Raw genomic sequence first — 15,459 nt, 5'->3', positions numbered from 1 at the left:
CCTATTCGTTGTCGAGCGCTTCGAGTTCGTCGATCAGACCCTCGATCATCGACAGTCCCTTGCTCCAGAAGGCGGGATCGGAGGCGTCGAGGCCAAAGGGTTTCAGAAGTTCCGAATGATGCTTGGTGCCGCCGGCCTTCAGCATCTCGAAATACTTGCCCTGAAAGCCGCTTTCCGCGTTCTGGTAGACGGCATAAAGCGAGTTCACCAGGCAGTCGCCGAAGGCATAGGCGTAGACATAGAACGGCGAGTGGATGAAGTGGGGCACATAGCTCCAATAGGTCTCGTAGCCATCGGCAAGCTTGATCGCCGGGCCGAGGCTGTCGACCTGCACCGACATCCACATTTCGTTGATCTGGTCTTCCGTCAGCTCGCCCTCGCGGCGCGCAGTGTGGACCTTGCGCTCGAATTGATAAAACGCGATCTGGCGCACGACCGTGTTGATCATGTCCTCGACCTTCTGGGCCAGCATCGCCTTGCGCGTGGCCTTGTCGGTGGTTTGCGAAAGCAGCGCGCGGAAGGTCAGCATCTCGCCGAAGACAGAAGCGGTTTCGGCCAGCGTCAGCGGGGTGGAGCTCATCAGCGCGCCCTGTTTGGCGGCCAGAACCTGATGCACGCCGTGGCCGAGTTCATGAGCCAGCGTCATCACGTCGCGCGGCTTGCCGAGATAATTGACCAGGACATAGGGATGGGCCGAGGGAACGGTCGGATGCGCGAACGCCCCGGTGCGTTTGCCGGGGCGGATCGGCGCATCGATCCAACTTTCATCGAAGAAACGTCTGGCAATATCGGCCATCTCCGGCGAGAACGCCGCATAGGCGCCAAGCACCGTATCGCGGGCCTCGTCCCAGGGGATGACGCGTTCTGCCGTTTCGGGCAGTGGCGCATTGCGGTCCCAGTAGTTCATCTGGTCCATGCCGAGCCATTTGGCCTTCATGGCGTAATAGCGGTGGGACAGGCGCGGATAGGCCTGCGTCACCGCTTCGCTCAGGGCGTCGACAACCTCGCGCTCGACCCTGTTGGAAAGGTGGCGGCTATCGGCGATATCCTCGAATGCGTGCCACCGGCTGTTGATCTCGGTGTCTTTGGCCACCGTGTTCATGATCAGCGAGAAGGTCGGCAAATTGTCCTTGAAGGTTTTGGCCAGTGCGTCTGCGGCCTTGCGGCGGACCGGCTCTTGCGTGTCGCTCAACAGGTTGAGTGCCTTTTCGATCGACATCTCCTCGCCGTCGATCTCAAAGCGCATCCGGTCCATGGTCTGGTCGAAAAGCCGGTTGAAGGCCTGACTGCCGGTCGTGGATTTTTCCATGAAAAGCTGCTCGATCTTGTCATCGAGCTGGTGCGGCTTTTCCAGCCTGAGATCGAGTACCCAGGGGCGGTAGCGGGCAAAGCGCGCATCAGCCTCAAGGGCAGTATTGATCGTCTCTTCATCCAGCCGGTTCAGTTCCAGTTCGAAGAACAGAAGGTCAGCATAGATTTCGGTGATCCGCGCCGAGGTGTCGCCATAAAGCTTGCGCAGCGCGGGATCGGCGGCGTTGGCATAATAGGACAGACCGGCAAACGAGCCGAGGCGTCCCAGCGTGTCGCCGAGCGCTTCATAGGCTTCAATCGCCGCGCCTAGGCCATTGTCTCCGCTGTTTCCGGCGGCGTCGGCAAGCTTGCCTTTCCAGCGTGTGGAGAAGGAACGTGCCTTTTTGGCAGCTTCATCGAAGGCATTGGTGAATGCGGGCGAAGTCGCGCCGGGATAGAGGTGGGTGAGATCCCATTCCGGCAGATGGCCCAGGGCCTCGTCACCGGTCTCGGCCACCCGGGCGGCGCTGTCAGCCGGAATGCGCGGAAATGAAGCGTTGAACATGGATTTTTCTTTCCTGTTTTATGCGGTCGTCGCCTAAAGCACTGGGTCACAACATATGTCTCGTCATGGTGGCCTGCAATCATTGGCCGATAAAATATCGGTGGGATCTTCGGTCGACGGAGGCGGTCTGCCGGTTGATTTGCGGCAAAGACTTAACGCTTGAGAAAGGCTAAACGGATATTGATGGACTAGGAATTTAACGAAATGTTGCCTATAAAGTGGCAAGCTGAAAGTCGGACGGGAGAATTGCCTCGTTTGCGCCGCATTGAACCTTCAAAAGAAGGTCGCTGTCTGGCACGCGCAGAAGATGCGGACAGAACGGGGTCCCGAGTAAGACATTCAGAGTATCCAGGGAGAGTCCGGTTTGAGTGACCGTCCATCAAGCATGTTCGTGCAACGGACAATTGCCGTTCTGACTTTGCTTGCGGCAATGTTCTGCGTGTTTGGTCTTACTGAGGCTCGCGCTGAAATCCGGACTCTGAAAATCTATTACATTCATACTGGCGAGAAAGCCGAGATCACCTTCAAGCGCAATGGGCGTTATGACAAGAAGGGGCTCGAGCAACTCAACTGGTTCTTGCGCGACTGGCGGCGCAAGGAGCCCACCACGATGAACCCGCGCCTGTTCGATCTCGTCTGGGAGGTCTATCAGCAGGTCGGCGCGACCGACTATATTAACGTCGTTTCCGCCTATCGTTCGCCCGAGACCAACGCCATGCTGCGCAAGACCTCCTCCGGTGTTGCCAAGAAGTCCCAGCACATGCTCGGCAATGCCATGGATTTCTACATTCCCGGCGTGCCGCTCGCCAAGCTGCGCGCGACGGCGATGAAGATGCAGCGCGGCGGTGTCGGCTATTATCCGCGGTCGGGATCGCCCTTCGTGCATCTCGATGTGGCGAGCGTTCGCGCTTGGCCACGCATGAGCCGAACCCAGCTTGTGTCGCTTTTCCCGGAAGGTCATACGCTGCATCTTCCGTCCGACGGCAAGCCATTGCCGGGCTATCAGGATGCGCTTGCAGAATACAAGGCAAAGGGCAGTGTCTCCGGTTCCGAACCGGTGCGTGTCGCCAGCGCGGATGACGGTGACGAGGATGAGCGTCCCAACCTGCTTTCGATGCTGTTCGGCCGCAATGGCAAGTCGGGCGACAACAGTAGCACAGAGAGCCGCTCGCAACCGCAGCAGCGGGCCAGTGCGCCCTCTCAGCGTCAGGCGGCACCGGCCCAGAGACCCGTCGATATACTGACGGCGGCGGTTAGTTTCGACAATCTCGATATTCCTGTACCGCTCAGCCGTCCCGGAGAGGGCGATGCTGATCTCGGCACACCGCTCGCGACCGCGCTGGTCGACCCGAACCCACCTGAGAGCGAACCCGCGCTTGCGATTGCCGCAAATATCCCGGTACCGCAGTCGCGCCCGGTCGCACTGGACGATGAACAGGGCGTATCGGTATCTGATGTCCTGATTGCCGAAGCTGCAGATCCGGTTCAGGCGGCATCGGTCGAAGTCGCCTCACTCGGGAATGGCGAGGATGCATTCGAAACCGGGCGTTTCGGCTTCATCGAAGGCAATGTTCCCGTGCCCAGCCCCCGGCTTGCCTATTCCGAAGCCGATGGGGAGGCGATTTCACCTGATCGATTGCAGACCGCAAGCTTGTCTGCGACCAGCGCTCCCGAACCGCAGAGAGACCCGCGCAAAGTGGCCCACAGTCAATTGGCGCAGAAGCTTTCGGCGATGGGTGAGACGACAGAGGTGAGCTATAGTCCACAGGATGATTTCCGCACGCTCTTCCGCCCGACTGCGGCCCGTATCAATGCCGCCGCGCCCGAAGCGCCGGTAAAGGGCGCACGTCCAGGCACGATCCCGGTCTCGGCAAACGCCGCTGTGCCGGCCAGCGATAATTCCGGTTCAAGTGATCGTTTTGAGCTGAGGGGCGGAGCGGTCAGTCTGGCCAGTTCTTCGGGAAGCCGTTCGGATCAACGCTCTATTGTTGAGTATTTCGATCAGGATAGATTTTAGGGTCGTTTATAAACTTTGTGAGTACTTGTGGCGTCGATGACTTTGACGTAACATGCAAGTCATGACCATGTTTGATCCTTTTGTTGCCATTGCTGACCCCAATCGTCGCTATCTTCTGATGGCGTTGCGGCGTGAACCTAAAACTGTGACTGAGCTTTCCGAGGGGCTGCCCATCACAAGGCCGGCGGTGTCGCAGCACCTCAAGGCCTTGCTTGACAGTAATCTGGTCCGGGTTACGCCGGTCGGCACCAAGCGGTTTTATGCTATTAACCCTGAAGGTTTTGCTGCGTTGAGCAGCTGGATCAGGCAATTCTGACCGCACGCACTGATTCGCGCGCGACCTTGTTTCTGCTCGCGCCATTCACGGTTTATTTCGGGTTGATGAAGGCCGCTTACTCCGCTTGAGGGCGCAATGCCGTCAATACGAGCGGCTTTTCTTCTGACCAGAACGGGTGGTTTATTCCGGCGCGCGGCCAGTCGAGGCGCGAACCACAAGTTCGGGGCGCCAAAGCTCCTGCGCTTCGTCAGTTTCCAGGCCGTTGATGCGGTGGATCAACCGTTCGGCGATACGCTTGCCGGCCGTGCGCAGAGACGAGCGCGTGGTCGTTAGCGGAACCGAGAAGAGTTCAGGCCGCAGCAGCGGTAGCACATCATCATAAGAGATCAGTGAGATATCCTTGCCGAGCTGCCTGCCGGATTGGGTGACAGCGCGCACGATGCCAAGCGCCTGCACCATGCTGGAACACAGAATCGCCGTCGGTGCTTGATCCCCGGCGAGAAAACGCTCTGCCGCCCTTTGCCCATCGGCTTCGGTCATCTGGGCCGAGACATGAAAGCGTTCGTCAAGGCTGAGGCCGCTCTGTGCAAGCGCCTTGACGACGCCGTCACGCCGCCTGATCGCGAAGCCGAACTTTTCATCCCCGTTGACGAGGCCGATGCGCCGGTGCCCGAGCTGAAGGAGTAGCTGTGTGGCATCGAAAAAGGCTGCTTCATTGTCGACGTCAAGAGAGGGGTAGGGATGCGGTGAATCGAAAAACCGCCCGTGGACGATAAACGGCAGGCCGAAGGACTCCATCAGATCGATGCGGCTGTCGTTCTCGCGGATATAGGCAAGGCAGAGCCCGTCGACATAGCCGCTTGTTGCCAGGCTTCGAAGCGCGGAGACCTCGTCGGCAGGGTCGGCCGGCATGACAACGAGGTGAAAATCCTCGGCCTGGGCCTTTTCGCCAAGTCCGCTCAGAAATTCACCGAAATGGAGGTCGGAAATCACCTGGTCGCCGATTGGCATCAACAGGCCGATGGATCCGGCCTTCCCGGTGGCGAGGCGCTGTGCCGTGCGATTGGGCCGGTAGCCGGTTTCCCGCGCTGCTTTCAGCACACGTTCACGGGTCGCGGCATTAACCTCGGGATATCCGTTCAGAGCCCGGCTGACGGTCGTCGGCGAAAGGCCGAGCCGTGCCGACAATTGTTTCAGGTTCACTCCCATTCCTCCCAGGAGGCGGCACACAATTGAAAAACTGTGAAACCTATTGCGCTCCGAATCGTTCGTCTTCAAGGAACATTCAAACGGAATTCGTTCCATGCGCATCCGATTAACCGAGAAATGCGCAAGTTTTAGTTCTCAGGACGCATCCAAAGCGGTTTGGCTTTTTTATCAAGCCTTGATGGGCTGTGGGAAGCCCCTTTTATTTCAGTTTGAAGAAAAACAACGTCTAAATACGAAAAAACGGCAGAATTTGGTCGTGTTTTGCGGAAAGGGGTTGACTCAGACCCGTCGCCAGAGAATTCTCTGGAGATGTCAAAGCGCTTTGGATGAAGTGCTGACTGACAACCGTGATCCTTAAATGGGTTGAATGTGATGGGAGGTAAATCACATGCATAAAGTTCTGTTGACAGGCGTAGCCTCGCTCGCCCTGTTCGCCGGCTCGGCTCAGGCTGCCGATCTGAAGTTCGCCCCTGGCGAAGAATCCCGCTTCAACTGGGATAGCTACAACCAGTTTTCCGAAGCCCACAGCGACCTCAGCGGTCAGGCGCTGACGATCTTTGGCCCGTGGCTCGGTCCCGACAAGGATCTGATCGAAAGCGTTCTCGCCTATTTCGAGGAAGCCACCGGTGTTGATGTACAGTATGCCGGTTCCGACTCCTTTGAGCAGCAGATCGTCATCGACACCCAGGCTGGCAGTCCGCCCAACATTGCTGTGTTCCCGCAGCCCGGCCTTGCCGCTGACCTCGCCGCCAGAGGCTTGCTGACGAAGCTGTCCGCAGAGACCGGCGAATTCCTCTCGGAAAAATACGCTGCTGGGCAGTCTTGGGTTGATCTTTCGACCTATGAAGGTCCCGATGGTACGTCGAGCCTCTACGTCTTTCCCTACAAGGCCGACGTCAAGTCGCTGGTCTGGTATGTTCCGGACAATTTCGACGATGCCGGTTACGATGTGCCTGAAAGCATGGAAGAGCTGAAGGCGCTGACCGAGCAGATCGTCGCCGATGGCGGTACGCCATGGTGCATCGGTCTCGGTTCCGGTGGTGCAACCGGCTGGCCGGCTACCGACTGGGTCGAGGACATGATGCTGCGCACGCAGCCGCCGGAAGTCTACGACCAGTGGGTATCGAACGAGATCCCGTTCAACGATCCGCGCGTTGTCAACGCCATTGACGAATTCGGCTGGTTCGCCAAGAACGATGCCTTCGTTGACGGCGGCGCTGCTGCGGTTGCGTCCACCGACTTCCGTGACAGCCCCAAGGGTCTCTTCGACAGTCCGCCGAAGTGCTACATGCACCACATGGCGTCGTTCATCCCCTCGTTCTTCCCGGAAGGCACGGAACTCGGTCTTGATGCCGACTTCTTCTACTTCCCGGCCTATGAGGGCGAAGATCTCGGCAAGCCGGTTCTCGGCGCTGGCACGCTGTTCGGTATCACACAGGACAGCCCTGCCGCCCAGGCCTTCATCGAATTCCTGGAAACACCGATCGCACATGAAATCTGGATGGCTCAGTCGGGCTTCCTGACGCCCTTCAAGGATGTCAATCCGGAAGCTTACGCCAACGACACGCTTCGTGGCGAAGGTGAAATTCTGACCGAAGCAACGACGTTCCGCTTCGATGGTTCCGACCTGATGCCTGGCAAGATCGGCGCGGGCGCATTCTGGACCGGCATGATCGACTATGTCGGTGGCGAGTCTGCCGAAGATGCGGCCACCAAAATCCAGAACTCCTGGGACTCGATCAAGTAACGGTCGTCAAATCATTTGCGTTTTGTCATAATGCACCGGGCTGTCAAAGGCCCGGTGCGCTACTCATCGAAAATGAGATGGCGTGGTAGCGCGCTGTTCCGAAGGTGCCACATGGCCAGGTCATGGGTGTCTTGCGGCTGGGTTCGGCTCGTTTAAGGCGAGCGTCGAAAAGCTGAGAAGATAAGAACAGAACGGTCCGGCGAACTCAGTTTCATATCCGTTCTAGGGAGTTACGCGGCGTGGAACAGATATTCAAAGCTTTGTTGGCGGTGGCCGTCGGCGTTTTCGTCGCGGTGGCCTATTTCTATGGCTCCAACAAGATACTCGACCTGATTTTCCCCTCGCAGACCAAGGACCCGGCTGATGGCGCGCGCAATCTGCGCACCTCAGGCATGATCCGGCCCTGGCTGTTTCTCGGTCCTGCACTGCTGACTCTGGGCGTCTACCTCGTCTATCCGGTGGTCGCTTCGGTCTGGTATTCGCTGCACGGTCCTTACGGTGACACATTTGTCGGGCTTTCGAATTACCAGTGGATGCTGGGTGATTCCGAGTTCCGTCAGTCGATTTTCAACAACATGCTCTGGCTGGTTTTCGTGCCGGCATTGTCGACCTTCTTCGGCCTGATCATCGCCTGGCTGACTGACCGCATCTGGTGGGGCTCCTTTGCCAAGATGATGATCTTCATGCCGATGGCAATTTCCTTTGTCGGTGCCTCGGTAATCTGGAAATTCGTCTATGACTACCGCGGCGAAGGCAGTGAGCAGATCGGTATCCTGAACGCCATTGTCGTTTCGATGGGTGGCGAGCCCCATGTCTGGATCGCCATGCCGTTCTGGAACAACTTCTTCCTGATGGTGATCTTGCTTTGGATCCAGACCGGGTTTGCCATGGTGTTGCTGTCGGCGGCACTGCGTGGCATTCCCGAAGAGACCATCGAGGCCGCCGTCATCGATGGTGCCAACGGGGGGCAGATCTTCTTCAAGATCATGATCCCGCAGATCTACAACACCATCGCGGTCGTCTGGACCACGATCACCATCATTGTCCTGAAGATCTTCGACATCGTTCTGACGATGACCAACGGGCAATGGAATACGCAAGTGCTCGCCAACCTCATGTTCGACTGGATGTTCCGTGGCGGCGGTGATTTCGGCCGTGGCGCGTCGATCGCCATCGTCATCATGGTTCTGGTGATCCCGATCATGGTCTGGAATATCCGCAACACGCGCAAAGAGATGGAGGGCCGGTAAATGCACTCGCATAAAAAATCACCGCTTGTCTGGTTCTCGCACATCACCGTACTGTTCCTGGTTGTCCTGTGGACCATCCCGACCTTTGGTCTTCTGGTGACCTCCTTGCGTGACAAGAACCAGATCGTCGCCTCGGGCTGGTGGACGTCGCTTTCGACCTCCACGCAGAACGTCATCTATCGTACACCGGGTGAAGCGGGGCAGACCCAGGAGGGCGACCTCTACATCAATACCGGCAATGCGTTGGAAGGCAGTGCAGGAGAGGTGTCGCGCTTCGGCATATCATCGCTGCGGCCCGAAGAGTTCGAAATCGGACAAACCGTCGATCTCGATGACGGGATGCAGCTTACTGTCGAGGAAAGCGGGGACTATCGCCTGACCTCGCCGGAACCCTTCGGCAGGCGCGGTGAACGTATCTTCGTCACCGCCGAAATTCCCCCGCGTTTCACGCTTGAGAACTACCGCAACGTTCTGACGGCGGAAGGCATAGGCCAGTCCTTTCTGAACTCGCTGACGGTTGCCATTCCCTCAACCATCATTCCGGTGCTGGTGGCGGCCTATGCGGCCTATGCGCTCTCATGGATGAAGTTTCCGTTCCGCAATCTGCTCCTGGCCATCGTTGTCGGTCTTCTTGTCGTGCCGTTGCAGATGTCGCTCATCCCGCTTCTGAAGATGTACAATTTTATCGGCCAGACCTTCGATGTTCCGGCCAAGACCTATGTCGGGATATGGCTGGCGCATATGGGCTTCGGTTTGCCGCTGGCGATCTATCTGTTGCGCAACTACATCGCGGGCCTGCCGCGCGAGCTGATGGAATCGGCGCGTGTCGACGGGGCCAACGACTTCACCATCTTCAACAAGATCATTCTGCCGCTGTCCTATCCGGCGCTCGCCTCTTTCGCGATCTTCCAGTTCCTGTGGACCTGGAACGACCTGCTGGTGGCCACCGTGTTCCTGGGCAATTCCGAGCAGACGATCGTTCTGACGGCACGGTTGCGGGAACTTCTCGGCTCGCGTGGCGGCAATTGGGAGATCCTGACAGCCTCGGCGTTTGTATCGATCATTGTGCCTCTGGTCGTGTTCTTCGCCCTGCAGCGCTATCTCGTGCGCGGCCTTCTGGCCGGTTCGGTCAAGGGCGGCTGATGCCGCCCTTGACCGAAAGCCGTGACATCAGAAACAGAAAAGAAAAACAATGACCGATAGCAATCTCAATCAGGCGGACAAGGACTGGTGGCGCGGCGCCGTCATCTATCAGATCTATCCGCGCTCGTTCCAGGATTCCGATGGCGATGGCATCGGCGATATCAGGGGCATTGCCGACCGGCTTGACTATATTGCAGAGCTCGGCGCCGATGCCATCTGGATCTCGCCGTTCTTCACATCGCCGATGAAAGATTTCGGCTATGACGTGTCGAACTACAAGGACATCGATCCGATGTTCGGCACGCTTGCGGATTTCGATACGATGATCGAAAAGGCCCACAGCCTCGGCCTCAAGATCATGATCGACCTCGTGCTTTCCCATACCTCGGACCAGCATCCCTGGTTCATGGAGAGCCGGGCTAACCGCGACAACCCAAAGGCCGACTGGTATGTCTGGGCGGAAGCGAAACCGGATGGCTCGCCGCCCAACAACTGGCTGTCGATCTTCGGCGGCTCGGCATGGCAGTGGGATTCGCGCCGGCTGCAGTATTACATGCACAATTTCCTGGTCTCGCAGCCCGATCTCAACTTCCACAATCCCGACGTTCAGGACGCGCTTCTGGATGCAGCACGGTTCTGGCTGGAGCGTGGTGTTGACGGTTTCCGTCTCGACACCATCAACTTCTATTTCTGCGACAAGGAATTGCGCGACAACCCGGCGCTGGCGCCGGAACTGCGCAATGACAGCACCGCACCCGCGGTCAATCCGTACAACTATCAGGAACATCTCTATGACAAGAGCCGGCCTGAAAATCTGGAATTCCTGAAACGGCTTCGCGCTGTGATGGAGGAATATCCGGCGATCGCCGCCGTCGGCGAGGTTGGCGACAGCCAGCGCGGGCTTGAGATCGTCGGTGAATATACCTCCGGCGATGACAAGATGCAGATGTGCTACGCCTTCGAATTCCTTGCGCCGCAGCAGGTGACGCCGAAGCGGGTGATCGATTCGATCAACGCCTTTGATGCCGCCGCGCCGGAAGGCTGGGCCTGCTGGGCGTTTTCCAACCATGACGTCGTTCGCCACCTCAGCCGCTGGGGCGCGGATGTGGCCGACCAGACGGCCTATGCAAAGATGCTCGGCGCCCTGTTGATGACGCTCAAGGGCTCGATCTGCCTTTACGAGGGCGAGGAACTGGGCCTGACCGAGGCGGATATCGCCTTTGAGGATCTGCAGGATCCCTACGGCATCGAGTTCTGGCCGGAGTTCAAGGGTCGTGATGGTTGCCGCACACCGATGGTGTGGCAGGCAGGCGCGGTCAATGGCGGCTTCTCGACGGCGGACAAGACCTGGCTTCCGGTCTCCTCCGATCATGTGATGAAGGCGGTCGACGTGCAGACTGGTCAGGCGGCTTCCGTGCTTGAGCACTACCGGCGCTTTCTCGCTTTCCGCAGGGTTCACCTGGCTCTTGCCAAGGGTGCAATCGAATTCCTGTCATCGGAAGACGAGACGGTGCTGGTCTTTACCCGCGACCTTTCGGACGAAACCATCCTGTGTGTGTTCAACATGCAGGCAGAGCCGGCAACGGTCCGTTTACCGCAAGGCGTATGGGTTGCGTTTTCAACCGGCGATCACGGTTTCTCCCATGAGGAGGACGGGACTATGGTACAACTTCCTGCCTGGGGCGGCTATTTCGCCCGCCAAGGGGAATAAGGGAAAAGGGGCGAAAAATGACTGGTGTATCCCTCAAGAAGGTCAAGAAATCCTACGGGAATGTCGAGGTTCTTCACGGCATTGACCTTGAAATCGAGCCCGGCGAGTTCGTCGTCTTTGTCGGCCCGTCAGGCTGTGGCAAGTCGACGCTGCTGCGTATGATTGCCGGGTTGGAGGAAATCTCCGGCGGTGACATCACCATCGACGGCCAGGTGGTCAACGAGATCCCGCCCTCCAAGCGCGGCATCGCCATGGTGTTCCAGACCTACGCGCTCTACCCGCATATGTCGGTCTATGACAACATGGCGTTTGGCATGCGCATTGCCAAGGAGAGCAAGGAAGAGATCGACCGGCGCGTCCGTGCCGCTGCTGACATGCTGCAGATCACGGCCTATCTCGATCGACTGCCGAAGGCGCTGTCCGGTGGCCAGCGTCAGCGCGTCGCCATCGGTCGCGCCATCTGCCGCGATCCCAAGGTGTTCCTGTTCGATGAGCCGCTGTCGAACCTTGATGCTGCGCTGCGCGTGGCGACCCGTATCGAGATCGCCAAGCTTAACGACAAGATGGCCGAGACCACGATGGTCTACGTGACTCACGATCAGGTGGAAGCGATGACGCTGGCCGACCGGATCGTGGTGCTGTCCGGCGGCTATATCGAGCAGGTCGGTGCGCCGCTTGAGCTCTACGAGCGTCCGGCAAATCTGTTCGTAGCGCAGTTCATTGGCTCTCCTGCCATGAACATCATGCCGTCCAAGATCACCCGAACGGGCGAGATCACCGAGGTTGAGCTTCGGGATGGCACACGCCTCGAACTGCCGGTCACGACGCCGGAAGAGGATATGGGCAAGGCTGCAAGCTTCGGCGTGCGTCCGGAAGACGTGCGTGAAGCGGCGGAAGGCGAGGATTTTATCTTCGAAGGTAAGATTTCGATCATCGAGGCACTCGGCGAAGTCACGCTCATCTATATCGAGGGTGAACTGGTCGATGAGGAGCCGATTATCGTCAAGCTTCCCGGTATCCATGAAGGAAAACCTGGAGACACGATGCGCTTTGTGGCCGACCCCGAAAAGCGCCATCTCTTCGACGAGAAGGGCCGCAGCTACCTCTATCGCTGACGGCGTAATAGCCATCCGTATCGAATAAAAAACCCCGCCGGTCACACCAGCGGGGCTTTTCTTTCCCGGCACGCGCGCGGAGGGTTGCGCCGTGAAAGTGTGCAGGGCGCTAGACGCCCTGCCAGTTCATCAGAACTTGTAACCGACGCGGGCCATGACGCGGTTGGACGTGTAGTCCTTGGCTTCAAAGCCTGTCAGTGCACCGTTGAAGTCCTTCTTGCCGAAGTCGGTGTAGCGGTATTCAAGACCAGCAAATACGTTTTGGGTCAGGGCGTAGTCAAGACCGGCGCCAACGGTCCAGCCGTTGAATGCCTGATCCTGATTGAGGCCATTGCCGTCGACATAGCCATTGGCAATTGCCCAACCACCGGTCGCGTAAAGCAGAGCGTTGTCGAACGCATAACCGACACGACCGCGGATCGAGCCTTCCCAGTCGGAACCGGCATCTACGCTGTAGGGCAGGCCGACATTGTAGGACTGCTCATTCCAGTTGTAGTCGAGCTCACCTTCAACACCGAGTACGATGTTGTTGTCGAACTGGTAGTTGTAACCGGCGAAACCGCCAAGCTTGGCACCGTCAAAGTCATCACTGCCGATCCTGGCGCCATTATAGTGCATATTGGCGGTCGCCCAGTCGTAACCGGCAGTGCCACCGAGGTAGAAACCCGACCAGTTGAATGTCTGCGGGATAACCTGCGGGGCGATATAGGGCTCTGCCGGTGCCGGCGTGGCAACGACATCGGCAGCTTGTGCGGATGCAGCCATTGCGACAATCGCGGCGGAAGCGAGCAGAAATTTCTTCATAAGAGTCTCCATCTTGTCTTTCGATGAAAGGGAAATGGTGGCAATGATCAATCGTTCAATTAAAAATCCCATTCAAGTGTCAATCCGGTAATTTGTGTTGCCGGAATGCGACACTTTCGGGCTGTCCGATTGTCTTCATATCCCTTCAAACGAAAAGGGCCGGGAAACTGTTTCCCGTGGCTCCCGATTAATGGTGGCTTGTGGTGATTTAGTGGCGGGAAAGCGTACGCAATGCGGCAGACAATCACGGATTGAGTCAGTGTGTTAACGATCCCGCGAGCGCCGTGGGCTGCGGACCAAAACAGGCTTCAAAATGGAGAGGGCCAACTGCTGCGTCCGACTCGTTCTGCTCATGCAGTGTGAAAAGCAAACGCGATGGTGCCGGGCGCGTTTTGAGTGCTGTAATCTCGGTAAGGCGAGGTCGAAACGCAGCCGGAGCGGCCGGCGCAGTCTATGTGCGCCGGCGAGAGTGGTTTCAGTTGAAGAAGACGCTTGCGCCCTCATCGGCAGTGCCGACCTGTTGGCGAAAGGGTGCGAACAATTCACGGCCCATGCCATACTCATTGCCGGAAAGATCGGCGGTCGCTGCATCGCGGGCGTCAAACTCTTCAGCCGGAACGAGCGCTTCCAGTGTGCCATTTTCAGCATCGAGACGCAGTATGTCGCCGTCGCGGATTTTGGAGATCGGGCCGCCATCCTTTGCCTCGGGGGTCACGTGAATGGCCGCGGGCACCTTGCCGGATGCGCCGGACATGCGGCCATCGGTGACAAGCGCCACTTTGTAGCCCCGGTCCTGCAGCACGCCGAGCGGCGGCGTCAACCGGTGAAGTTCGGGCATGCCGTTCGACTTTGGCCCCTGGAAGCGCACCACGGCGATGAAATCGCGGTTGAGTTCGCCGGCCTTGAAGGCGTTCTGCAGGCCCTGCTGGTCGTGGAAAACCACGGCCGGCGCCTCGATGACGCGGCGTTCCGGCTTGACGGCGGAAATCTTGATGACAGCCTTGCCGACATTGCCGGTCAGCATCTTCAGTCCGCCATTGGGCTGGAACGGTTTGTCGTGGGTGGTGAGAACCTTCGGGTCGGCGCTCGGGCCGTCTCCGATTGTCTCGCGCTTCACTGTGCCGTTCTCGCCAAGCTTGATGTCAATGGCATAGGCTTCCATGCCTTCGCCGAAAACGGTGCGGACATCGTCATGCAGGAAACCGGATTTCAGCAGTTGGCGAATCAGATAGCCCATGCCGCCGGCAGCATGGAAATGGTTCACATCGGCAAGCCCATTGGGATAGACCCGCGCCAGAAGCGGCACGATGTCGGACAGGTCCGAAATATCCTGCCAGGTGAGCTGAATACCGCCCGCCCGCGCCATCGCGATCAGGTGCATGGTGTGGTTGGTGGAGCCGCCCGTGGCATGAAGGCCAACCACGCCGTTGACGATCGAGCGTTCGTCGATCATCTGGCCGACCGGTGTAAACTCGTTACCGTTGACGGTGATCGCAAAGGCGCGTTTGACCGCTTCCTTGGTCAGGGCATCGCGCAGCGGGGTGTTTGGATTGATGAAAGAGGAGCCGGGCATGTGCAGGCCCATCATTTCCATCAGCATCTGGTTGGAGTTCGCCGTGCCGTAGAACGTGCAGGTGCCGGGGCCGTGATAGGATTTCGATTCCGATTCCAGCAGTTCCTTGCGGCCGACCTTGCCTTCTGCATAGAGTTGGCGGATCTGCGATTTCTCGTCATTGCCCTGTCCGGTGGTCATCGGGCCTGCAGGAATGAAGATCGTTGGCAGGTGGCCGAAGGTCAGCGCCGCCATGGCGAGGCCGGGTACGATCTTGTCGCAGACGCCGAGATAGACGGCGGCATCGAACATGTTGTGCGAAAGGCCGACGGCAGCCGACATCGCAATCAGGTCGCGGGAGAAAAGCGAAAGCTCCATGCCCGGCTGGCCCTGTGTTACGCCGTCACACATCGCCGGCACGCCACCGGCAACCTGGGCAACACCGCCCGCAGCATGCGCGGCTTCGCGGATCATTTTCGGGTAGGTTTCAAACGGCTGATGCGCCGAGAGCATGTCGTTATAGGCGGTGATGATGCCGAGATTCGGCACGCTGTTACCCGACAGTGCATCTTTTTCTGCGGGGGAACAGACGGCGAAGCCATGGGCAAGGTTGCCGCAGGAAAGAACCGAACGGTGAACGCCCTTCGAAATGGCTTGGTTGACGCGATCGAGATAGATATCGCGCGTGGGTTTGGACCGCTCGACAATGCGGGCGGTGATCTCTGCAATGCGGGGATCGGCGGTCATGGGCTTTTCCTGTTTTCAATAGAAACGCGGAA

Annotated in this window: 11 protein-coding genes; 7 read left to right on the top strand and 4 right to left on the bottom strand. The window is 58.4% G+C overall.

Annotated elements, in window-relative coordinates:
• Position 1 precedes the first annotated feature (1 nt).
• Complete coding sequence (locus tag AC0L7L_RS14930; protein WP_473509811.1) at positions 2-1,855, bottom strand: M3 family oligoendopeptidase; 1,854 nt, start codon at positions 1,853-1,855, stop codon at positions 2-4.
• A gap of 364 nt (positions 1,856-2,219) precedes the next feature.
• Here AC0L7L_RS14930 and AC0L7L_RS14925 point away from each other — a divergent pair, with 364 nt between their 5' ends.
• Together AC0L7L_RS14925 and AC0L7L_RS14920 are read left to right on the top strand one after the other, a co-directional pair.
• The gene (locus AC0L7L_RS14925; RefSeq protein ID WP_272212800.1) at positions 2,220-3,872 is read left to right on the top strand and encodes a peptidoglycan L,D-endopeptidase MepK; all 1,653 of its coding nucleotides are present in this window, start codon (positions 2,220-2,222) and stop codon (positions 3,870-3,872) included.
• A gap of 61 nt (positions 3,873-3,933) precedes the next feature.
• A complete protein-coding gene (locus tag AC0L7L_RS14920) occupies positions 3,934-4,188 on the top strand; it encodes an ArsR/SmtB family transcription factor (protein WP_473509808.1) in 255 nt (84 codons plus the stop codon).
• Positions 4,189-4,329: 141 nt separating this feature from the next.
• Here the strand turns inward: AC0L7L_RS14920 and AC0L7L_RS14915 are convergent, their stop codons facing one another.
• Positions 4,330-5,352 carry a LacI family DNA-binding transcriptional regulator gene (locus tag AC0L7L_RS14915; protein ID WP_272212798.1) on the bottom strand — a complete coding sequence of 341 codons (1,023 nt, stop codon included), beginning with the start codon at positions 5,350-5,352 and terminating at the stop codon, positions 4,330-4,332.
• A gap of 394 nt (positions 5,353-5,746) precedes the next feature.
• On the opposite strand from AC0L7L_RS14915, the gene AC0L7L_RS14910 reads away from it, so the two are divergent.
• From AC0L7L_RS14910 to AC0L7L_RS14890, 5 genes are all read left to right on the top strand, one after another.
• A complete protein-coding gene (locus tag AC0L7L_RS14910; RefSeq protein WP_272212797.1) occupies positions 5,747-7,105 on the top strand; it encodes an ABC transporter substrate-binding protein in 1,359 nt (452 codons plus the stop codon).
• Positions 7,106-7,344: 239 nt separating this feature from the next.
• Positions 7,345-8,355 carry a carbohydrate ABC transporter permease gene (locus tag AC0L7L_RS14905; RefSeq protein ID WP_473509805.1) on the top strand — a complete coding sequence of 337 codons (1,011 nt, stop codon included), beginning with the start codon at positions 7,345-7,347 and terminating at the stop codon, positions 8,353-8,355.
• Positions 8,356-9,498, top strand: coding sequence for a carbohydrate ABC transporter permease (locus tag AC0L7L_RS14900; RefSeq protein WP_473509803.1), 1,143 nt, complete (start codon positions 8,356-8,358; stop codon positions 9,496-9,498). It abuts the gene before it with no gap.
• 49 nt (positions 9,499-9,547) lie between these two features.
• Positions 9,548-11,209 carry a beta-galactosidase BglA gene (gene bglA, locus AC0L7L_RS14895; RefSeq protein WP_473509801.1) on the top strand — a complete coding sequence of 554 codons (1,662 nt, stop codon included), beginning with the start codon at positions 9,548-9,550 and terminating at the stop codon, positions 11,207-11,209.
• A 17-nt stretch (positions 11,210-11,226) separates the two neighbouring features.
• Positions 11,227-12,324, top strand: coding sequence for an ABC transporter ATP-binding protein (locus tag AC0L7L_RS14890; protein WP_272212791.1), 1,098 nt, complete (start codon positions 11,227-11,229; stop codon positions 12,322-12,324).
• Between the two features lie 129 nt (positions 12,325-12,453).
• Here AC0L7L_RS14890 and AC0L7L_RS14885 read toward each other — a convergent pair whose 3' ends face one another.
• Both AC0L7L_RS14885 and edd read right to left on the bottom strand, forming a co-directional pair.
• Positions 12,454-13,140, bottom strand: coding sequence for an outer membrane protein (locus AC0L7L_RS14885; RefSeq protein WP_473509799.1), 687 nt, complete (start codon positions 13,138-13,140; stop codon positions 12,454-12,456).
• Between the two features lie 463 nt (positions 13,141-13,603).
• Positions 13,604-15,427 carry a phosphogluconate dehydratase gene (gene edd / locus AC0L7L_RS14880; protein WP_473509797.1) on the bottom strand — a complete coding sequence of 608 codons (1,824 nt, stop codon included), beginning with the start codon at positions 15,425-15,427 and terminating at the stop codon, positions 13,604-13,606.
• Between the last annotated feature and the right edge of the window lie 32 nt (positions 15,428-15,459).

This window comes from Martelella sp. K41-7, assembly GCF_055808365.1.
This window is presented reverse-complemented; position numbering and strand designations above follow the sequence as displayed.

Bases quoted from the DNA above. Each gene is read 5' to 3' on its own strand.
- edd (WP_473509797.1), bottom strand. From the start codon at position 15,427: ATGACCGCCGATCCCCGCATTGCAGAGATCACCGCCCGCATTGTCGAG.
- bglA (WP_473509801.1), top strand. From the start codon at position 9,548: ATGACCGATAGCAATCTCAATCAGGCGGACAAGGACTGGTGGCGCGGC.
- AC0L7L_RS14930 (WP_473509811.1), bottom strand. From the start codon at position 1,855: ATGTTCAACGCTTCATTTCCGCGCATTCCGGCTGACAGCGCCGCCCGG.
- AC0L7L_RS14890 (WP_272212791.1), top strand. From the start codon at position 11,227: ATGACTGGTGTATCCCTCAAGAAGGTCAAGAAATCCTACGGGAATGTC.
- AC0L7L_RS14900 (WP_473509803.1), top strand. From the start codon at position 8,356: ATGCACTCGCATAAAAAATCACCGCTTGTCTGGTTCTCGCACATCACC.
- AC0L7L_RS14920 (WP_473509808.1), top strand. From the start codon at position 3,934: ATGACCATGTTTGATCCTTTTGTTGCCATTGCTGACCCCAATCGTCGC.
- AC0L7L_RS14885 (WP_473509799.1), bottom strand. From the start codon at position 13,140: ATGGAGACTCTTATGAAGAAATTTCTGCTCGCTTCCGCCGCGATTGTC.
- AC0L7L_RS14910 (WP_272212797.1), top strand. From the start codon at position 5,747: ATGCATAAAGTTCTGTTGACAGGCGTAGCCTCGCTCGCCCTGTTCGCC.